The sequence below is a fragment of the Sphingobium sp. RC1 genome (genome assembly GCF_059738765.1).
In genome coordinates this window covers 180,001-200,485 of record NZ_AP027309.1, presented here as the reverse complement: position 1 = coordinate 200,485, position 20,485 = coordinate 180,001, and the positions used below count along the sequence as shown (strand labels likewise).

At 60.1% G+C, this 20,485-nt stretch carries 12 protein-coding genes, 1 tRNA gene, 2 rRNA genes and 1 pseudogene (1 of these 16 cut by a window edge); 3 read left to right on the top strand and 13 right to left on the bottom strand.

Annotation, left to right across the window (positions count from 1 at the left end; genetic code table 11):
• Nucleotides 1-137 precede the first annotated feature (137 nt).
• The 10 genes from AC6JBC_RS17175 to AC6JBC_RS17130 form a co-directional block, all read right to left on the bottom strand.
• On the bottom strand, nt 138-1,082 hold the full coding sequence (locus AC6JBC_RS17175; protein WP_498026668.1) for an alpha/beta hydrolase: 945 nt from the start codon (nt 1,080-1,082) through the stop codon (nt 138-140).
• 28 nt (nt 1,083-1,110) lie between these two features.
• On the bottom strand, nt 1,111-2,112 hold the full coding sequence (gene iolG, locus AC6JBC_RS17170; RefSeq protein ID WP_498026667.1) for an inositol 2-dehydrogenase: 1,002 nt from the start codon (nt 2,110-2,112) through the stop codon (nt 1,111-1,113).
• A gap of 62 nt (nt 2,113-2,174) precedes the next feature.
• The gene (locus AC6JBC_RS17165; protein WP_498026666.1) at nt 2,175-3,857 is read right to left on the bottom strand and encodes an AMP-binding protein; all 1,683 of its coding nucleotides are present in this window, start codon (nt 3,855-3,857) and stop codon (nt 2,175-2,177) included.
• Nucleotides 3,858-3,911: 54 nt separating this feature from the next.
• A complete protein-coding gene (locus tag AC6JBC_RS17160) occupies nt 3,912-5,444 on the bottom strand; it encodes a CoA-acylating methylmalonate-semialdehyde dehydrogenase (RefSeq protein WP_498026665.1) in 1,533 nt (510 codons plus the stop codon).
• Between the two features lie 192 nt (nt 5,445-5,636).
• Nucleotides 5,637-6,461: a 5-deoxy-glucuronate isomerase gene (gene iolB / locus AC6JBC_RS17155; protein WP_498026664.1), complete on the bottom strand. Its 825-nt coding sequence runs from the start codon at nt 6,459-6,461 to the stop codon at nt 5,637-5,639.
• Nucleotides 6,458-7,351 (bottom strand): myo-inosose-2 dehydratase, encoded by an 894-nt coding sequence (iolE, locus tag AC6JBC_RS17150; RefSeq protein WP_498026663.1) that lies wholly within the window; start codon nt 7,349-7,351, stop codon nt 6,458-6,460. The genes iolB and iolE overlap by 4 nt, the downstream gene beginning before the upstream one ends.
• Complete coding sequence (gene iolD, locus AC6JBC_RS17145) at nt 7,348-9,183, bottom strand: 3D-(3,5/4)-trihydroxycyclohexane-1,2-dione acylhydrolase (decyclizing) (protein WP_498026662.1); 1,836 nt, start codon at nt 9,181-9,183, stop codon at nt 7,348-7,350. The genes iolE and iolD overlap by 4 nt, the downstream gene beginning before the upstream one ends.
• Complete coding sequence (locus AC6JBC_RS17140; RefSeq protein ID WP_498026661.1) at nt 9,180-11,111, bottom strand: bifunctional 5-dehydro-2-deoxygluconokinase/5-dehydro-2-deoxyphosphogluconate aldolase; 1,932 nt, start codon at nt 11,109-11,111, stop codon at nt 9,180-9,182. Before AC6JBC_RS17140 ends, iolD begins: the two co-directional genes overlap by 4 nt.
• The gene (locus AC6JBC_RS17135) at nt 11,108-12,475 is read right to left on the bottom strand and encodes a serine hydrolase domain-containing protein (protein WP_498026660.1); all 1,368 of its coding nucleotides are present in this window, start codon (nt 12,473-12,475) and stop codon (nt 11,108-11,110) included. Before AC6JBC_RS17135 ends, AC6JBC_RS17140 begins: the two co-directional genes overlap by 4 nt.
• 33 nt (nt 12,476-12,508) lie before the next feature.
• Nucleotides 12,509-13,390: a MurR/RpiR family transcriptional regulator gene (locus AC6JBC_RS17130; protein WP_498026659.1), complete on the bottom strand. Its 882-nt coding sequence runs from the start codon at nt 13,388-13,390 to the stop codon at nt 12,509-12,511.
• Between the two features lie 489 nt (nt 13,391-13,879).
• On the opposite strand from AC6JBC_RS17130, the gene AC6JBC_RS17125 reads away from it, so the two are divergent.
• The 3 genes and pseudogenes from AC6JBC_RS17125 to AC6JBC_RS17115 all read left to right on the top strand — a co-directional run bounded on the left by AC6JBC_RS17125 (nt 13,880) and on the right by AC6JBC_RS17115 (nt 18,741).
• Entirely contained in the window at nt 13,880-16,153 is a 2,274-nt protein-coding gene (locus tag AC6JBC_RS17125) for a TonB-dependent receptor (RefSeq protein ID WP_498026658.1), read from the top strand.
• 260 nt (nt 16,154-16,413) lie between these two features.
• Nucleotides 16,414-17,730, top strand: a complete 1,317-nt coding sequence (locus tag AC6JBC_RS17120) for an MFS transporter (RefSeq protein WP_498026657.1) — start codon at nt 16,414-16,416, stop codon at nt 17,728-17,730.
• Between the two features lie 245 nt (nt 17,731-17,975).
• Nucleotides 17,976-18,741, top strand: a pseudogene (locus AC6JBC_RS17115) (integrase core domain-containing protein).
• A gap of 150 nt (nt 18,742-18,891) precedes the next feature.
• On the opposite strand, the gene AC6JBC_RS17110 reads toward AC6JBC_RS17115, so the two are convergent.
• The 3 genes from AC6JBC_RS17110 to AC6JBC_RS17100 all read right to left on the bottom strand — a co-directional run.
• Nucleotides 18,892-18,968: transfer RNA gene (locus AC6JBC_RS17110), tRNA-Met, on the bottom strand.
• An 85-nt stretch (nt 18,969-19,053) separates the two neighbouring features.
• Nucleotides 19,054-19,168 (bottom strand): 5S ribosomal RNA (gene rrf / locus AC6JBC_RS17105).
• A 127-nt stretch (nt 19,169-19,295) separates the two neighbouring features.
• Nucleotides 19,296-20,485: ribosomal RNA gene (locus tag AC6JBC_RS17100) — 23S ribosomal RNA — on the bottom strand (it continues 1,623 nt past the right edge of the window).

Sequence of the window (20,485 nt, the reverse complement as noted above, 5' to 3'; positions counted from 1 at the left end):
GCGACAAATCGAACGTGGAACCATTGCTGCTGGGCAGGCCCTTATATTGTGCCCCGTCGTCCATGAAGGACCTCCTCAACAAGAATATCGTGTCTTCAATCGACACAGGTTTTGCGTATTTACTGCCGGTATGCGTTTCAGCCGTGGACAGTTCGGGCCAGCAAAGTCTTGAGGCGCTGCCCGACCAACTCGGTCGCCTCCGCCGCCGCTGGCACCATTGCGGACAAATTGGGGAAACCATGGGTCAGATTGTCGAACTCCACCAATTCGACATCGACGCCCGCCTCTCGCAACCGATCGGCATAAGCGACGGCTTCGTCGCGGAGCGGATCGACCTCCAGCACGACGATGACCGCAGGCGGTGCTGTATCCAGCTGTCCTGACATAAGCGGCGATATATGGGGATCTGCCGGGTCGTGCGCACCGCAATAATCGCCCGCGAGTTGAGGCAGAAACTCAGTGCGCAAGGTCGGATCTGCATTGGCGATACGGGACGGATAGTTCACTGCTTCATCTCGCAGATCAACCGCCGGGTAGAACAACAGTTGGGCGTCGAAATTCGCGCGCCCTTCCTCGGCTAGCGCCAGCACCACTGCCGCGGCCAGGTTCGCTCCGGCGCTCTCTCCAGCAATCACGGCCGGGTTCCCCGCGCCTCCGAGCTCAGCGGCATGCTCCATCGTCCAGCACGCAGCGGCAAGGCAATCGTTGAACCCGGCAGGAAAGGGATTTTCAGGAGCGAGCCGATATCCGCTCGCCACAACGACCATCGAGAGATCCCTCGCGAGGCGCCGCGCCAGCGGCTCTATGAATTCAATGCTGCCGAATGCCCAGCCGCCGCCATGCAGCAGATGCAAGGTTCCGGTAGGAGCGGTCAGAGGGCGGATGATGCGAAGCGGCACCGGCCCGCCATCGCCTGCAATATCCATGTTCTCGACCGATGCGACCTCAATGGGGCCGTCCGGCCCGTGAAAAACCGCGACCATGGCATCCATATCATGGCGCATGACCTCATGGTCGATCTTGTCGGACGCGGGCACCGGAAGCTGTGCGATGATCTGCTGCAGGACTGGATCTAACGCCATATCAGTGGCTCCTTGATCTTTTTGCTTTTCAACGGTCTGCGTGACCGGTCAGCTTGACCACCGCCCCGCCGCGGGCGGACTGCTCTGCGGCTTCGGCAAGGATGAGCGCCTTGATGCCGTCGCTTTCATCGGCGACGGGCGTTGCCTTGCCCTCAATGATATCGGCAAAATGCTCTACCTCAATCGCATAGGCTTCGGCGTAGCGATCGAGGAAGAAATTCTGGAAGCAGTCCGACCGTGCCCCGCCCTTGGTCCAGGTCTGGACGCTGCTTTCCAGCTTGTTCTCGGCCCGGATCATGCCCTTCGACCCGAACGCCTCGATCCGCTGGTCATAGCCATAGCCGCTGCGGCGGCTGTTGGAGATGACGCAGATCTTGCCGCTAACCGTGCGCAGCAGAATCTTGGCGGTGTCGAAATCGCCCGCCGCTCCGATTTCAGGATCGATCAGCACCGCGCCTGAAGCAAAGACGCTTTCAATCTCTTCATCCAGAAGCCAGCTGGCCATGTCAAAATCATGGATCGACATGTCCTTGAAGATGCCGCCCGATACAGCGACATAGGATGCGGGCGGCGGCGCTGGATCGTGACTGATGATGTGCAGCGTCTCGAGCGCGCCGATCTCACCCTGCTTCAAGCGTCGCTGCAGGCTGGCAAAGCTGGGATCGAACCGCCGGTTGAAGCCGAGCAGGACATGCCGGTCGCTTCCGGCCACGGCCTGCTGGACCTGCGCAGCGCGGCCCGCATCCTGGTCCAGCGGCTTTTCGCAGAAGACATGCTTACCTGCGCGGATCGATTCCAGTGTATAGTCGAGATGGGTGTCAGTCGCGCTGGCGATCACCACGCCGCTGATCGCAGGGTCAGCCCAGACGTCCTCCACCGTCGAAACACGCGCGCCGTAGCGCCCGGCCAGTTCTTCCGCCCCACCGAACGGATCAACGACGCGCGACAACGTCAAGCGAGGATTGGCGGCGATGTTCGCAGCGTGGATCTTGCCAATCCTGCCAGCGCCAATCAGAGCGATTTCAGACATGGAATACCTTTCCTAAAACAGGATATTGTTGTTTGCGCGCTGAAACACAGCGCTCATTTTCTCTATTGGCGGGCTTTCGCCAGCTCATCCTCCATCATCTCGCGCAGCCGGGCCTTCTGCACTTTTCCGGATACGGTCATGGGAAAACTGTCGATGAAGCGGACGTAGCGCGGCACCTTATGATGGGCCACGCGCTCCCGGCAGAATGTGATAATCGATTCAGCATCTTCCTGCTCGCCGTGGCGGAGCTTCACACAGGCCATTACCTCTTCGCCGAACCGATCGTCCACGATGCCGACGACCTGCACGTCCAGCACGGATGGGTGGAGGTAAAGCAGCTCTTCCAGTTCGCGGGGATAGATATTTTCGCCGCCACGGATGATCATGTCCTTGATGCGCCCAACGATCCGCGCATAACCCGCGTCATCGATGGTGGCGAGGTCGCCGGTGTGCATCCAGCCGTCGCGCACTGCCTCCGCCGTCCTTTCAGGATCGCCCCAATAGCCGAGCATCACGGAATAGCCGCGAATACAAAGCTCACCCGGCTCCCCGCGCGCGACAATCTCGCCGGTTTCGGGATGCACGATCTTGGCTTCGATATGGGGCTGAATGCGCCCGATCGTGGCGACCCTGGCTTCGACCGGATCGTCCAGCGAGGTCTGAAAGCTCAACGGACTGGTTTCCGTCATGCCGTAGCCGATGCCGATGTCCCGCATGTGCATCCGCGTCATCACCTTGCGCATCAGTTCTTCTGGACAGGGCGAGCCTGCCATCAACCCGGTTCGCAAGGAGGACAGATCGAAGCGCGCAAATTCAGGATGCTCCAGTTCCGCGATGAACATCGTGGGCACGCCGTGCAATATCGTGCAGCGTTCCGCTTCCACGGTTTCCAGCACCGCGAGCGGATCGAAGCCGGGTGAGGGATAGACCATGGTGACGCCGTGGAGCATGCTCATAAGGTTGCCCATCACCATCCCAAAGCAATGGTAAAGCGGCACCGCTATGCAAATGCGGTCGCCTGGCACCAGGCCCATCTCACGGCCACACATGAACGCGTTGTTGAGAATGTTGTGGTGCGAAAGGGTCACGCCTTTTGGCGCCCCTGTGGTTCCACTGGTGAACTGGATGTTGATCGGATCGTCCGCCTTCAACGTTGCAGCGATACCGATGAGTTCCGCTTCAGACGCTGCTGTCCGCAGGTCCGCAACCTCTCTAAAATCCAACCAGCCCGGACGCGGATCACCGCCGATCTTGATGGCATAGCGGAACGCTGGAAGGCCAACCGACACAATCTCTCCCGGTCGCTCGCCAAAGTGCGTGACGAACGTCTCCGTCATGGCCAGATAATCACTGGTCTTGAACGAGGCCGCGCAGATCAGCGCCGTCACTTCCACCTTGGCCAGCGTATATTCCAACTCCGTGACGCGATAGGCCGGGTTGATATTGACCAGGATCATACCCGCACGGGCAGTCGCCAGCTGCGCGATGGTCCATTCGGCGCAGTTAGGCGCCCATATGCCAACCCGATCGCCCGGCCTCACCCCCAACGCGAGCAGGCCTGCGGCGAAGTCATCCGTGGCGGCCTTCAGTTCCGACCAGCTGTAGCGGACGTTGTCGTGCCGTGCGACGAGCGCATCCTCATCCGGCCAGCGCTGTGCGGCGCGGTCGAGTGCTTCGCCGATCGTGTCGTCACGCAGGCAAGGCTCCGAAGCTCCGACAACTTGGCTGAGTTCTTGCGTGGTCATGAGAAGCTGCTCCACCTGATTGCCGACCCGGCGTGAACCGGGCCTGCGGAAACGTCATTTCATCGTCGGGATCATGAAGGCATCGGACAGCGACGATCCCGAAGCGGCGCCCGATGCGTTCGGCCAGCGCTGCGTCACGGTCTTCACCTTCGTCCAGAAACGCACGCCTTCTTCGCCATGCTGGTTATGGTCACCAAAGCCCGAACGCTTCCAGCCGCCAAAGCTGTGATAGGCGACCGGCACCGGGATCGGCACGTTGATGCCAACCATGCCGACATTCACCCGCGCGGCAAACTCCCGTGCGGCGTGACCATTGCGCGTGAAGATGGCAACGCCATTGCCATATTGATGTCTGGACGGGAGAGCCAGCGCGTCTTCAAAGCTGTCGGCCCGAACCATCTGCAACACGGGGCCGAAAATCTCCTCCCGGTAAGCGCTCATGTCCGGCGTCACATGATCGAACAGGGTCGGGCCAACGAAAAAGCCGTCCTCATGCCCCTGAAGCGAGAAGCCGCGCCCATCGACAACCAGTTCGGCCCCTTCATCCACGCCGGTCTGAATCCACTGTTCGATGCGCGCCTTGTGCTGCGCGGTCACTACAGGACCATAATGCGCCTCCGCATCGGTGGAGACGCCCACACGCAGGGCCTCCATGGCGGGGACCAGCTTTGCCTTCAGTCGCTCGGCTGTGTCCTGCCCAACCGGAACCACGACGGGCAAAGCCATGCAGCGTTCGCCCGCCGACCCAAAGGCCGCTCCGCAAAGATCAGCCACCGCCTGGTCGAGATCGGCGTCGGGCATGACGATGCCGTGGTTCTTGGCGCCGCCCATGGCCTGCACCCGCTTGCCGTTGTCGACCCCGCGCCGGTAGACATAATGGGCGATGTCGGAAGAACCGACGAAGCTGACCGCGCTGATCGCCGGATGATCAAGGATGGCATCCACCATTTCCTTGTCGCCCTGAACGACCTGGAAAATGCCCGCAGGCAGCCCGGCCTCCATGAAGAGTTCGGCGAGCCGGATCGGAACCGACGGATCGCGTTCGGACGGCTTCAGGATGAAGGCGTTGCCGCAGGCCATCGCCACCGCGCTCATCCACAGCGGGATCATCGCCGGGAAATTGAAGGGGGTGATCCCTGCACCGATGCCGATGGGCTGGCGCATCGAATAGACGTCGATGCCGGGGCCAGCGCCCTGCGTATATTCACCCTTAAGCAAATGGGGAATGCCGCAAGCGAACTCCACGACATCAAGGCCGCGCTGAATGTCGCCCTTGGCGTCGGCGACCACCTTGCCATGTTCGGAGGCCAGCAGGCGGGCGAGATCGTCCATGTCGCGTTCGACCAGCCGCTTGAACTCGAACATGACGCGAGCCCGGCGCTGAGGATTGACGGCCGCCCATGCGGGCTGCGCCGCTTGAGCGGCATCGACCGCCTGCTGCAATTCGCTGGCGGTTCCCAGCGCCACCCGTGCCTGCACCTGTCCGCTATTCGGGTCGAACACATCACTGGTGCGAGACGCGGTAGCAGTCACCGCACGCCCCCCGATGAAGTGGGGAATGTTTCGCGTTTCGGCTTCTACGGTCATGGTCAAATCTTCCTCATCATCTTGCACAACGCCGTCGCGTAGATTGAGGGCGGGGATGCTCCCTGCCCTCACGGACGCCCAGCCACCGCCATGGATAAAGTGCAGATCTCCACCGGCGGGGCTGGACAGGCGATAGACGTCAAAACTTTTGGTTCACTTCGCCCGGCAAGCACACGAACGAAGGTCAGCAACTCATTCTCCCGTGTCAGGCCCTGACGGCGCGCCGCGCGCGATCCACTCATGCGCGGGGTCATTGGCGAACACCCAGTCGCGACGCGGGCCAGCCATGACGTTCAAATAATAAAGGTCGTAGCCGTGCGGCGCGCCGACGGGATGATAGCCGCGCGGCACCTGCACCACGTCACCGTCTTCAACGGCCATGGTCTCGTCGATCGAGCGGTCGTCGGTGTAGACTCGCTGGAAGGCAAAGCCCTGCGGCGGCGACAGGCGGTGATAATAGGTTTCCTCAAGGAAGGTTTCCTGCGGCCAGGCGTCTCGATCATGCTTGTGCGGCGGATAGCTCGACCAATGGCCGCCGGGAGTGATGACTTCCACGACCAGCAGGCTTTCCGCGTCGCCTGCGTCATCCAATATGTTGCGCACGAAGCGCTGGTTTGTGCCCTGCCCTCGCGTCTCCAACCTTACGTCTTCGGGCGCGATGACACGCGGACGATGATTGCCACCGCCCGGAGCAGTGCAGATCGCGACTTCCGCATCGCTCGCTGCCCGGATGCTGTAGATGGTCCCTGCGGGGACATAGGCCGAGGTCGCAGGTCCGGCGAATACATCAACCCGCCCACCAATCCGCTCGAACCGCTCCTCTCCGGCGGTCACATCAACGATGCCGGACAGGATGACCAGGCATGCTTCGCGGCCTTCTTCACCCCCATCATAGACTTGCCCCGCGGCAAGACGAACAACCTTGAAGCCAACATAGCGCCATCCCGCGCTTTCCGGCGTGATGTCGAGCACCACGCCCTGTGCATCAGGCTCATGGCTTGGGACCTTGAGGCTCATGCCGCCAGCCCCACTTCGGCCGCGATATTTTGCAGCGTACGCAGGCCCAGCTGCTGATAAGTATAGGGATTGGCCAGAGCCGGATCCTGTTCCGCCTCGATGACGATCCAGCCATCATAGCCCACGCTGGCGAGAGCGCCGAGGAACGGCTCGTAATCATAGATGCCATCACCGGGCGCCGTGAACATTCCGCTCACCACGCCATCAAGGAAGCTCGCGCCGCCAGCCCGTAGGCGATTGTACCGGTTCCGCCGCACATCCTTGCAATGGACGTGGCTCACCCGCTCGGGCCGTTCGCTTATGACCTTCAGCGGATCGATGCCGCCGCACAGAGAATGACCCGTGTCGAGCGTCAGGCCGACATGATCGCCCGTCACTTCGAAGAAGCGCCGCAGTTCATCGCCTGTCTCCACCACCGTGCCCAGATGATGATGATAGGCAAAACGCAGCCCGCGCTCATTCACATAGGCGGCGACAGCGTTCAGCCGCGCTCCAAACTGTTCCCACGCCTGATCGTCGATCCGGGGATGGGCGTCGAGCGGCCGGGAGCGATCGCAGTGGATCGCGTTCGATGTCTCGGCTGCGATGAAGACCTGTGACCCCATCGCCTCCAGCAGGGCGAGGTGGTCGGCCATCGCCTCGATCTCGGCGTCGGCATCCCGGACCAGCAGATTGGTGGAATACCAGCCGCCTATGATTTTCAGCCGGTGCGATACCATGATAGGCTGAAGGGTGGCGGCATCACGCGGGAACTTGCAGCCAAGTTCCACCCCCTCGAAACCGATCTGCCGTACTTCGTTCAGCAGCGTGTCCAGCGTGATGTCGCCCCCAAGTTCGGGCATGTCGTCATTCGCCCAGGCGATCGGGCTAACGCCCCAACGTATCGTCATGGCATTTGCCTCTTCTTCATATCCTCATAGCGGGCACGCGCCTCAATGACTTCCGCGCGAGCCGACACCTGCGGCACCGCGACATCCCACCAGTGCCCCCCCGATTGCGTCGTGATTGCGGGGTCGGTTTCCAGCACGATGACATAGCTGCTGCGTGACGCGGCGGCGCGACCCAGCGCCTCTTCCAGCGCCGCGATGCCCGACACCTTTTCCGCCTGCGCGCCCAGGCTGCGGGCATGGGCGGCGAAATCGACAGGCGGCAGAACCTCTTGCCTGGAATCCGCGAGCAGATTGTTGAACGGCCTGCCGCCAGTCGCCTGTTGCAAGCGGTTGATGCAGCCATAACCGCCATTGTCGAGCAGCACGACGGTGATCTTCATTCCCAGCATGACCGAAGTCGCTAACTCGGAATTCAGCATCAAATAGCTGCCGTCACCGACGAGTACGAAGACCTCCCGGCTGGGATCGGCCATCTTGACGCCCAGGCCACCCGCAATCTCATAGCCCATGCAGGAAAAGCCATATTCGACATGATAACCGCCCGGCTTGCGAACGCGCCACAGCTTGTGCAGTTCACCCGGCAGACCCCCAGCGGCACAGACCACCACGGCGTTGTCGGGCGCATTGCGGGTAACGGCGCCGATCACCTGCGCATCGGAAGGCAGCGCGTCGGAGGACGCCATGACAGCGTCCGCCGCATGGTTCCATTCGGCCCGCGCGGTTTCGTTAGCGTCCTCCCAAGCCTGTGGCACACGCCACTTGCCCAGCGATAATGCCAGCTCCTCTATCACTTCGCGCGCATCGCCTACGACGCTCTTGGCCCCATGCTTGTGCGCATCGTGCGCGGCCACATTGACCTGAAACAGCTGCGCCGGAAGCAACGTGCGCGATCCGGTGGTGAAATCCTGCAACCGGGTGCCAAGGCCAATCACCAGATCAGCCTCCCGCGCCGCGCGATTTGCGGCGCTGGTGCCGGTAACGCCGATCGATCCCAGCGCCTGCGCGTGGCTGGCGACCAGACTGCCCTTGCCCGCCTGAGTTTCCGCGACCGGAATGCCGGTGGCTTGCGCCAGCGCCGCGAGCGCCTCTTCAGCCCGGGAATAAAGAACACCGCCACCCGCGACGATCAGCGGCCGCTGCGCCGCGCGGATTGCCTGCACCAGCGCACTGAACTCGCCCACGTCCGGATGAGGACGCCGCTGCCGCCACACGCGCGGCTCAAGGAAGCTGACCGGGCAGTCGAAAGCCTCCACCTGAACATCCTGGCAAAGCGACAGCGTGACCGGGCCGCACCGGGCCGGGTCCATCATCACTGCCATGGCACGCGGCGCGGCGTCCAATATCTGTTCAGGCCGGGTGATGCGGTCGAAATAGCGGCTGACCGGGCGGAAGCAGTCGCTTGCGCTCACCGTGCCGTCACCGAAATCCTCGATCTGCTGAAGCACCGGATCGGGCAGGCGACTGCCATAGACGTCGCCGGGCAGGAACAGCGCGGGCAAGCGGTTCACATGCGCGAGTGCGGCGGCGGTCACCATATTCGTGGCGCCCGGCCCGATCGACGTCGTGCACGCCATCACGCGCTGGCGGCGGTTGGCCTTGGCAAAGGCGATGGCGGCATGGGCCATCCCCTGCTCATTATGCGCGCGATAGGTGGGAAGGGCGTCGCCGATCTCCGCCAGCGCCTCTCCGACGCCCGCGACATTGCCATGTCCGAAGATCGCCCACACCCCGGCGAAGAAGGGTTGCTCCGTGCCGTCAATCTCGACACGCTGCGCCGCCATCCATCGGACCAGCGCCTGCGCCATCGTCAACCTAATGGTTTCTCCGCTCATGATGCTGGGTCCTGCCTTGCGTCGCGCCATGCCCGCGCCAGCACGCTGAAGCTGGCCGCCATCTGGGCGATGGCCGTGTCGTCGTCAATCTCGTCCTTGAACCAACGCATGGCGGGCTCCACCCATATGGTGCGGCCAACGGCAAAGCCCTTGACCATCGGACTGCCGGCCGCTGCGGCAAAGCCGGCCAGCAGCGACTTTTCATCAGATGCCAGCCCTAGCAGCAATATGCCCCGGCAATAGGGGTCGTTCGCCGCTATGACCTTTTCAATCGCCGTCCAGGTGGCAGGATCGACCGCGGGTTCCAGCTTCCACCAATCGGGATAAACGCCCAGGCCGTATATGTGTTCGATCACCTGCGCGATGGTATCAATTCCGACCGGGCCGTGCTTGGACGCAATGACCTCCAGCAACAGCTCGTGACGGGTTGCCCGGCACGCTTCGAACAGGCGCAAGATTTGCCGATCCTGTTCCGCGCGAAGGTCCGCCGGATCGTCGGGATGATAGAAGACCAGACATTTGACGACATGGTCGAGCGGCCAGTCGGCAAGGATCGTCGCGGCTTCCTGCCCGCCTTCGAACCGCAGCGGTCGCGACCCCGGCAGCTCGATCGGACGGCCAATCCAGTAGCGGCCGCCAGCGGCCTTCTCCAGCGCGGACCGGCCATAACGTCCGTCAGCGAGCAGGCCGAAGCCGTCTTCGCCCTCCGCAACCTGCGCCATGGCGCGCAACGCCAGTTCCTTGAACTCGGTCACGCGATCCAGATTGTTGGTGCCAAGCTCTTCGACAAGCTCATCGAACTGGGCGCGATGGTCGATCGCCAGCACGGTCAGCTCATCATAGCCGGTCAGACGATTGGTCGCCCAATGGACATGTTCCAGCGCCGCGCTGTCGCGTAACCGCAGCGGCCAGTCATTGCGGGAGAGAAACACGCGCAACTCCTCCGCGCTCGGCTGAGCCGGAGCGCAGCCATGGCGTGACACCACGATGGCGCCGCACGCATTGCCATAGGTGCAACATTGCTCAATGCTCTCGTCGCGCAGCCAGCCGCGCAGGAACCCAGCCATGAACGCGTCCCCAGCGCCCAAAACGTTGAAAACCTCGATCGCAAAGCCCTTGCCGACAACACCTTGATCCAACTGATCGGGCACCGCCGCCGGGAAAGCGACGCATCCATCGGGACCTCGCTTGCACACCAGCAGCGCGCCGCTGTTCTCGCGGATCTTGCGCAAGGCGGCGACCGTATCGGTCGTTCCGCCCAGGATATGGATTTCCTCTTCCGTTCCAACGATCAGATCGCATAGCGGCAGGACTTGCTGAAGCTGCTGCGTGACCTGCTCGCTGGAAACGAAACGGTCCTCGCCATTATCCTTCGTCGCCAGGCCCCACAGAACCGGGCGGTAATCAATGTCGAAGACGACGCGCCCGCCCGCATCCTTTATCGCCCGCACTGCCTTTAGCGTCGCGGCGCGGACATTGGGTTGCGACAGGTGGGTGCCGTTAATCAGCAACGCCCGGGCAGACGCCACATAGCCAGGATCGATATCCTCTTCGCACAACGCCATGTCGGCGCAGTTTTCGCGGTAGAAGATCAGCGGGAAGCTTTCCGGATCGCGGATGCCCAGAATGACGAGCGCCGTCAGCCGATCCGGATCATCGACGATGCCCGCAACGTCAACGCCCTCCGCCTCCAGCTGATGGCGGATGAAACGCCCCATATGATCCGAACCGACCCGGGTAATGATGCCGGTATCCAACCCCAGCCGCGCCGCGCCAATGGCGCTGTTCGTCGGACTGCCGCCCACATATTTGGCGAAAGAGCCCATATCTTCCAGCAGGCCGCCGACCTGCTCGCCATACAGGTCCACACCCGATCGGCCCAGAGTGATGAGGTCCAGAGCGCGCACGCTGTTTGCTCCCCCGCTCATTGCTCACCTGCCACGTGGATCGTAGTGGTTGATGCAGCTTCCGGCCGGTCCAACCCTTCCAAAACATCGGCGACGATCCCCCGACTTTGGAACTGAAGCGCCAGCCGTTCGGCATCCGTCAACAGCTGAACCATGCACACGAAAACAAGGTCATTCTGCGGATCGGACCAGAACCAGCAACCTGCCGCACCATCCCAGAAATAGGTGCCGCTCCCAAGACGCACATCCGCCTTTTCCGGATCGGTGATAACTATGCCGTTATAGGCATATTCATAGCCAGGACGAAGCCAGTGCGGAGCGGTGCCAAATCCTCCGGTCAACAGATGGTCCGGGGTGTGGCTGCGCATCATCAAGCCAGCTGCTTCGCGGCTGATGATCCGCTGTCCGTCCAGTTCGCCTTGCCCCAGAAGCATGCGACCAAAGCGCAGATAGTCGGCCGCTGTCGAGGCAAGGCCTCCTCCACCCGAAGCCAGCAGGGGCACGCGATCCAATGGAGGGATCAAGTCGCGCGGGGATAGAGCGGCAACATTTTCATATTCCAGCTTCTCCGCATTACGGTCCATCGCCACCAGCGCATCGCCCGAGAGCGTATAGAGCGTGGCAAGCCGGTGACGCTTTTCTTCCGGCACGATGAAGTCGGTATCAACCATAGCCAGCGGCTCAAAGATGCGCTCGCGCATGAAGTCTTGAAGGCTCATGCCACTCAGACGTTCGACGATGATGCCCTGGATGTCCATCGAAACGCCATAACGCCACCCCGTGCCAGGCTGAAAAGCCAGCGGCACACGCGCCAGCCGCCCCAGATAATCCTCGGCACTGACATCATGCGGAATGATCGGCACCTGCGCCGCGCGGAACAGGCAATCTACGGCTTCGTCGGTGAAACCGTAGGTGAAGCCAGCCTGATGCGTCATCAGATGCTCCAGCGTCGGCTGGACGGCAGCAGACACCAGCACAGGAGCATTGGCGGTTGATCCTGCTTCCAGCACCTTGAGATCGGCAAGCTCCGGCAGATGATCGGCGATCCGGTCGGAAGGCAACCATTTGCCTTCGTCCCAAAGGATCATCATCGCGACTGCTGTCACCGGCTTGGTCATAGAATAAAGCCGAAAGATACTGTCCGCCCGCATTGGATCGCGCGCAGCCACATCTCGCCATCCCATCGCGGAGCCATGAGCAGCAGCATCACCACGCCAGGCCGCCGTTACCGCACCGGCCAAAAACCCGGCTTCTATGGCTTTTTCGAAGAGAGCGTCCACCGGCCGCCAATCCGTGACTGGGGCAGCTCCAACATTCTCCGCAATATCAGCGCCAACGCCAATCCGCTGCCCCACCATTCCTCTCCCATGGAAATTATGTTCCATGTGATATATGTTCGGAATGCCATATGCAAGCGGTCAAGTGGAGGGTGAGGAAGTTTTTATCGATTGATCTGCGAGCGTCGCTTCGTCACGCCGTGCGGCCATGCCGATGGCAAGCGACTGCGCCAGGCACATGGACGCGGCAAGAGACCGGAAGCCCCGCACCTCCGCTTCGCGCACCTGAAGGATGAGATCTGCCTCTTTGGCGATCGGACTGATAACGCTGTCGGTGATGGCTATAAGTGGGCAGTGGCCCTTCGCCGCCTCCACGAGACTCAACGTCTCCTGACTATAGGGCGAAAAACTGATAGCGAGCATCAGGTCGCTGGCGCGCAGCCCGCCGATCTGCTGAATGTGCAGGCCGGCCAGTCCATCGACAAGGACGGTTCGCTTACCCGCCTGCCCCAACATGTAGGCGAGATAGCTTGCAACCGGGAAGGACCGGCGAAAACCGGCAATGAACACGGTGTCCGCCTGATGAAGCAAATCTATCGCTTCAGACAGTTCTCTCGGCCCCAGTGCATGATTTAGATTTTCCAAAGCAAAAATATTGCCTTGGACAAATTCCGAGAGCAACTCGCGCGGCCCTTCCGCCTCTCCGGACACGGAGTAGCGATGCTGCCTGATGCGCTCAGCATAACCCAAAGATCGATCCTCGCGCAGCAAACCGTCGCGGACGAGGCGCTGCATCGGGCTGGCGCCGGAAAAACCGAAAGCCTGGGCAAAGCGGACGATGGCGGAGGGCTGCACGTTGCTGCGCTCCGCGATCACTGCCAGCGTCTCGAACGCGATGTCATTGGGCTCGTCGAGAATATGGCGAGCTATGCGTTGCAGACGATCGCTCAGTTCATCATAGCGCGCCCGGATCGCTTCAAGAAACTCCTCCAGCTCGCGCGGCTGTACTATATTCTCTGGCATTGACGCCCTTCTCCTGGAATATCGGTATTGGACCGTTCGGGACCATATCGTTAATGCCCTTCATGGATCCTTGCCTGGAATTTACATTTCCCGGCGTAAAAAACAATTCCAGCTTTCCGATGAAAGATCGATATCCGGGCGGTCAAAGCGGTCGATACATTGCATCTGCATTTTTCATCGATCGACTCCTAACCAGGCCGACGCGCCGAATCGGCGCATCTCGTCCGCATCCCCCGTCGAAGGCCACCATTATCTGGCGCCCGATCGCTGAAAGCACCTTGGCGAGTGGGCGATATTCTCGATCCACCTGATGGAATATTTGAATTCCAAATATCATTCCATCTCGGCCACACCCCCATCATGCGCGCCCCTTTCCTCAAAAATGATGGTTTAGAGCGTCGGAAATGAGAATTGTACTTCCATTTATTCGTTATTCGGTTTATATATTCTGAACCACGTAAAAAATACGCTTTGGGAGAGGTGTAGGGGATGACGCAGAAAATAATTAACCATATGGGTTTGGGGCTAAAGGCGGCGCTGTTGGTCGGCTCTGCTATGTTGCCGGTTTCCGGCTTTGCACAAACGACGGCAGCAACGGATACCGCCTCATCAACGGGCCTGTCCGACATTGTCGTTACTGCGCGCAAGACGGAAGAACGTCTACAAGACGTTCCGGTCGCCATTACCGCCCTCAGCAGCGAAGACCTGGAAAGCCGGTCGATGGCCGATCTGCGTGACGTGGGCCGGTTCACGCCGAACGTCTACTTTTCCAACATCGGTTCTGCAAGCCCGCACCAGTCGGCGGTGTTCATTCGCGGCATCGGCCAGGCCGAAGGCATGATCACCGGTGATCCAGGCGTCGGAATTTATGTGGACGGCGTCTATTACGGTCGTTCGCAGGGCGGCATCATGGACCTGCTCGACCTGGAACGCGTGGAGGTGCTGCGCGGGCCGCAGGGCACCTTGTTCGGCAAGAACACGATCGGCGGCGCCGTGAATATTGTAAGCCGAGCACCGGTTGGCGACGGCTCAGGCCAATTGTCGCTGACGGCAGGCAATTATGGCCGCATCGATGCCGGAGGTTCGGTAGATATCGGCCTTGCAGATGGTCTCGCGGTAAAGGTCAGCGGCCTTTCACGCAATCGCGGATGCCTTTATAATCGCGCGAGCGACCGCGCTTGCTATGGCGATACCTCGATCCAATCGGGCCGAACCTTTCTGCGATACAAGCCGGAAGGCGCCTTTACAGCCGATCTCATCCTTGATGTGACGCGCAGCCGCCAGCATGCCCTGCCCCATGGCATCCTTGCCTATAATCCCGATGCCGCGGGCATTCAGGACTATAATGCCAGGGTGATTGCAGGGACGGCACCGGGGCCTCAATTGCTGAACAGCAATCCGGAAATCGCGTCGAGCAATCCTTACGCGACTGAAGGCAATCAGCCAACGGATGCTACCCTCAACGGGTTTGGCGCCTCCTTGCATCTTCAATATGAACTTGGCGGCGCGACGCTGCATTCGATTTCGGCATTCCGCCGTGTCAGCGCACGTTCGATCGAAAATTCCGACGGGTCGCGGGCCGAATATGCCGAAGTGCCCAGCTTCACCAAAGCCCGGCAGTTCAGCCAAGAGCTTCGCGTGGACGGCAAGGCATTGGATGGCCGTCTCGATTATGTCGCGGGCATCTATTATTTCTGGGAACGGGGTTCGACCTTCGAATCCGTACTGGTCCCCTATGTGTTCGACGGCTTGGGCGGCACCGGCGGCTGGGAGCATGACAATCGACAAGTCTCGAAGTCCTATGCTGGCTTCCTCCACACAAGTTACGCGGTTACGGACGCGCTACGGGTTACCGCCGACATTCGTTATACAAAGGACAAGAAGCTGTTCACCGGCGGTCGCAAGTCGGTCAATTCTCTCACATTCGATCAGGTTCCACTGACTACCACTCCCGCCAGCTGGGGTGTTTGGACGCCGAAGTTCGGCCTCGATTACAAGGTCGGCCCCAATGCGCTTGTCTACGCTTCCGCATCGCGGGGCTACCGGTCGGGCGGGTTTAATGGCCGTGCGGAATCAGTCCTCGCAGTCAGCACGCCTTATAACCCGGAATATGTTTGGAGCTACGAACTCGGTCTGAAATCGCAGTTCTTCAACAATAACGTCCGGCTCAATCTGGCGGCGTTCAAGTCAGACTATAAGGACCGGCAGCAAACCATCCTTCGGTTCGTACCCGGCACCACCACTTTTGCGCCGATTGTCGCGAATGCGGCCGCCGTGGATATAAAAGGGTTCGAAGCTGAATTGACGGCACTGCTGACGCCGCAATTCCAGATCGAGGCCAATGTCGGCTATACCGACGCAAAGTTTACTGACATCGATCCGTCGGTGACCGACATCACGCTTGATAGCGTCGTGACGTTCGTGCCCAAATGGACAGCTTCAGTGGGTGCACAATATACTATCCCTGCGCCATCGCTGAACGGCGCAGTCGTCGCGCGCGTTGATTATTCCTACCGGGACAAGGTTGCGTTCAATCCCACACCGACCAACTACAATACGCAAAATGCGATTAGCTTGGTCAACGCCCGCCTATCCTACAAATCTGACAACGACGACTGGGAGATTTCCGGCTATGTCCGGAACCTCACCAACAAGCGGTACAAGTTGTGGGCAAATGATTTGTACAACTCCGCCTTCGGCATTGCCTTCGCATGGTGGAGCGATCCGCGCGAATATGGCGTTACCGTGAAACGTAATTTCTAGAGCATCGTGCGCAAAAGTGGGAACCGGTTTTGCGCTTGAAAGGATGCGATAACAAAAAACTGGAGCGCGCGACCTGCATCCGATTAAACCCAGCGCGCTCTAGACAAATCGGGGAGGCAGTTAAATTCTCTCCGGCATAGCTTGTGTTGCGCGCAGCCGCGTCAGGCAGCCAGCGCGCAACACAAATTAATGATTAGCTCTACGCAGTCGCGGAACAGGGGCGGACAAGCTGTCTGAAGCGGTGCAAGGAAAATCTGTTTATGACTGTCGGACACAGCCAGGTTCGGAATGAGGGTGCCGTGATCGAACCGGCCAATGCAGGCCCGCGCCCCGACCATCCCGCCCGCGCTACATCAAAGGGCGCTGATCGGCGCCTGATTGGTCTGCTGATCCTGCCCGGTGTCGCGATGTACGCGACCTTTCAGGGGCTGCAACAGATACTGATCCCTGCCCAGATGGAGGCGATGGACCCCGCCAATAAGGTGGCCAATCTTGGCCTCTTGACGACGCTCAGTGCCATATCTGCCGTAATTTCACTGCCCATGGGCGGCGCGGTGTCGGATCGCACGCGCTCCCGCTGGGGACGCCGCACGCCCTGGCTTGCTTCAATGGCACTGGCGTCCGCGCTGTTGATGATCCTGATGAGCCAGGCGGTTTCGTTAGTAACGTTCGCCCTCATCTATATCGCGCTGTGGTTCACGGCGAATTTTTACCAGGGCGCGCTTACCGCCGTGCTTCCGGATCGTATCCCACCCGAAAAGCGGGGCATCGCCTCGGCCATGGTCGGCCTCAGCGTACCTCTGGGGATTGTTCTTGGCGTGAATATTGCCGCGCGTGCCGACGCAACCGCAAGCTATGCTATCATCGCCGCGGCACTCGTGGCGCTAACCGCCACCTTTCTTATTTGCGCGCCGGAAGGACCCTATTGGTCGGAAAAGGTCGTCCCAGCGGTGAAAAAGCTGGGACTGTCGCGCCGTATCGCCAACTTTTTCGCCAGTTTCCGCTCGCCCGATTTCACCTTCGCATTCCTGTCTCGCGCACTGCTCTTCATCGCCTATTTTTCGGTAAGCGGCTTTCTGTTCTATTTCGTCCAGGATCGCGTCGGCATAGCGACCCTGCCGCAACGAAGCGTGAAGGTCGCGATCAGCATATTGAGCACCGTCAACATGATATCATGGATCGGCGCAATCTTCTTGTCTGGCTGGCTGGCCGATCGGCTTCAGCGGCACAAGTTGATCGTCGGTATCTCCGCCATCGGTATGGGACTTTCGCTGATGGTGCCGATCATCTCGCCCGACTGGCATGGCATGCTGCTCTACTCCATATTGAACGGCATCTTTTTCGGCACCTATATGGCAATCGACATGGCGCTCATGTCCTTTGTTCTGCCCGAAGAAGAGGCGGCCGGCCGCGACATGGGTTTGCTGGCGGTCGCAACAGCAGCGCCGCAGCTTGTGTCGCCTGCCATCTCCGGGACCCTGATCCTCACCTTCGGCTATAACGCGCTCTATCTGTTCGGCGCCGTGATGGCGCTCGCTGCGGGGGTCAGCGCATTCTTCATTCGCGGCATCCGTTGAGGCGAAGCGCTATTCGAAAGCCATGGCGCAGCTTTCGATCCGATGACATCAATGGTTAGCAAATCGATGTCGATGGGACGACCTTCCGCGATCGTGCAGGCCCTCACGTAATCCTGCGCGGAGTAAATTTCGGCGGGGACTCCAAATGACGTGACCCCCGATTTCTCCTCCAGTTGGCGCTAGCGTCCGACCGAACGAAGGGACGGACGGACGGAATGAAGCGGAAGCAGTTTTCGGAAGAGTAGATTATCGGCATTTTGAAGGAAGCCGAGGCGGGTGCTGTTGTGACGGATTTATGCCGCAAACACGGCATGTCGAGCGCGACCTATTATGCGTGGAAGGCCAAGTATGGCGGTTTGGAGGTGTCGGACGCGAAGCGACGGCGGGCGCTGAAGAAGGAGAACGCCAGACTCAAACGGTTGCTCGCAGACACGATGCTGGACAATGCGGGGTTGAAAGACCTGCTGTCAAAAAAGTGGTGACGCCCGCCGCACACCGCGAGGCGGTCGCGCATCTTCAAATGACGTTGGGGATGAGCGAGCGGCGCGCGTGCCGGGTGATTTCAGCGGATCGCAAGAGCATGCGCTATCGCTCGTGCCGCCCCGATGATGCCGATTTGCGGTCGCGGTTGCGCGAGTTGGCGCAGCAGCGACAACGGAACCGAATTGACATCGAACGCAGTGCTTGCCTGCAGGCGATGTCGGCATCGAGTGGCACTATATCGCGCCGGGCAAGCCCACGCAGAACGGCTTCGTCGAGAGTTTCAATGGCCGCATGCGCGACGAGTTTCTCAAAGAAACGCTGTTCTTCACGGTTCGTCAGGCCCGATCGATCTTCGCCAACTGGGTCGATGACTACAACACCGAGCGGCCGCACTCTTCGCTCGGCTATGCCACACCGGCGGCGTTCGCCGCCGAATTCGAAAAGCAATGGCTGGGTTTAAACCCGCCAATTACTTCAACCGCGCTCCTGCGCGACAATAATGGCCAGTCTCTGGTTGCCGCTGGATGAAAGGCGGGGGGTACGTCATAACGATCTATCCCGCAGGACCCGATGGACCCGCGGCAGAAGTGGTCGCGAATGTGTTGCCCTTGGGTTCGCGCGCCACATAAACGACGAAGCCCCCCGGGGATGTTTCTCCGGGGGGCGTTTGATGTCGTTTGGTTGCGGGAGCAGGATTTGAACCTGCGACCTTCAGGTTATGAGCCTGACGAGCTACCGGGCTGCTCCATCCCGCGTCACCAAAGGCAAAAGGGCGGCTTTATGGGCCGCCCTTTTGTGAGACATGTGATGGGTTTTATTTCCTAAAGCGCAAGCTTCAATGCCTGGCGACGCCCTACTCTTCCGGGGCTTGAGCCACAGTACCATCGGCGCAGACTGGTTTCACGGCCGAGTTCGGGATGGGATCGGGTGGGTCACAGACGCTATGGTCACCAAGCAATGAAGCTTGCGCTTTGGGTTGTTAATCGATGCCGTGCACTATTGGTAAGTCTATTTGTTATCTGGCTTGAGGTCATCACCGCCACGCTGACGCTGTTTCCAGCATTGTCATTGATGGTGGGACTCTCAGGCGCGATCAGAGCAATTAGGACCGGTTAGCTCCATATGTTACCACACTTCTACATCCGGCCTATCAAGGTCGTGGTCTACGACCGCTCGAAGAAATCTTATCTTGAGGGAGGCTTCCCGCTTAGATGCTTTCAGCGGTTATCCCGTCCATACATAGCTACCCTGCTGCGCCCTTGGCAGGACGACAGGTACACCAGAGGTATGTTCAACCCGGTCCTCTCGTACTAGGGTCAACTCCTCTCAAATTTCGACGCCCACGGCAGATAGGGACCAAACTGTCTCGCGACGTTCTGAACCCAGCTCACGTACCACTTTAATTGGCGAACAGCCAAACCCTTGGGACCTGCTCCAGCCCCAGGATGTGATGAGCCGACATCGAGGTGCCAAACGATTCCGTCGATATGAGCTCTTGGGAATCATCAGCCTGTTATCCCCGGCGTACCTTTTATCCGTTGAGCGATGGCCCTTCCACGAGGGACCACCGGATCACTATGACCGACTTTCGTCTCTGCTCGACTTGTCAGTCTCGCAGTCAGGCGGGCTTATGCCATTGCACTCTAACAGACGGTTTCCAACCGTCCTGAGCCCACCATCGCGCGCCTCCGTTACTCTTTAGGAGGCGACCGCCCCAGTCAAACTACCCGCCACAGAGGGTCCCTGCACCGGATAACGGTGCGAGGTTAGACATCAGAAAACAACAGGGTGGTATTTCACCTATGGCTCCACGACAACTGGCGTCATCGCTTCAAAGCCTCCCACCTATGCTACACAGTTCTTTCCTAATGCCACTCTGAAGCTGCAGTAAAGGTGCACGGGGTCTTTCCGTCTAACCGCGGGTACTCCGCATCTTCACGGAGAATTCAATTTCGCTGAGCATATCCTGGAGACAGTGGGGAAGTCGTTACGCCATTCGTGCAGGTCGGAACTTACCCGACAAGGAATTTCGCTACCTTAGGACCGTTATAGTTACGGCCGCCGTTTACCTGGGCTTCAATTCAGAGCTTGCACTCCTCCTCTTAACCTTCAGGCACCGGGCAGGCGTCAGGCCCTATACGTCGTCTTGAAGCCGACTTAGCAGAGCCCTGTGTTTTTGCTAAACAGTCGCTACCCCCTGGCCTGTGCCCCCCACAAAAAGTTGCCTTGATGTGGGGCCTCCTTCTTCCGAAGGTACGGAGGCAATTTGCCG

Bases quoted from the DNA above. Each gene is read 5' to 3' on its own strand.
- AC6JBC_RS17175 (WP_498026668.1), bottom strand. From the start codon at position 1,082: ATGGCGTTAGATCCAGTCCTGCAGCAGATCATCGCACAGCTTCCGGTG.
- iolG (WP_498026667.1), bottom strand. From the start codon at position 2,112: ATGTCTGAAATCGCTCTGATTGGCGCTGGCAGGATTGGCAAGATCCAC.
- AC6JBC_RS17165 (WP_498026666.1), bottom strand. From the start codon at position 3,857: ATGACCACGCAAGAACTCAGCCAAGTTGTCGGAGCTTCGGAGCCTTGC.
- AC6JBC_RS17160 (WP_498026665.1), bottom strand. From the start codon at position 5,444: ATGACCGTAGAAGCCGAAACGCGAAACATTCCCCACTTCATCGGGGGG.
- iolB (WP_498026664.1), bottom strand. From the start codon at position 6,461: ATGAGCCTCAAGGTCCCAAGCCATGAGCCTGATGCACAGGGCGTGGTG.
- iolE (WP_498026663.1), bottom strand. From the start codon at position 7,351: ATGACGATACGTTGGGGCGTTAGCCCGATCGCCTGGGCGAATGACGAC.
- iolD (WP_498026662.1), bottom strand. From the start codon at position 9,183: ATGAGCGGAGAAACCATTAGGTTGACGATGGCGCAGGCGCTGGTCCGA.
- AC6JBC_RS17140 (WP_498026661.1), bottom strand. From the start codon at position 11,111: ATGAGCGGGGGAGCAAACAGCGTGCGCGCTCTGGACCTCATCACTCTG.
- AC6JBC_RS17135 (WP_498026660.1), bottom strand. From the start codon at position 12,475: ATGGAACATAATTTCCATGGGAGAGGAATGGTGGGGCAGCGGATTGGC.
- AC6JBC_RS17130 (WP_498026659.1), bottom strand. From the start codon at position 13,390: ATGCCAGAGAATATAGTACAGCCGCGCGAGCTGGAGGAGTTTCTTGAA.
- AC6JBC_RS17125 (WP_498026658.1), top strand. From the start codon at position 13,880: ATGACGCAGAAAATAATTAACCATATGGGTTTGGGGCTAAAGGCGGCG.
- AC6JBC_RS17120 (WP_498026657.1), top strand. From the start codon at position 16,414: ATGACTGTCGGACACAGCCAGGTTCGGAATGAGGGTGCCGTGATCGAA.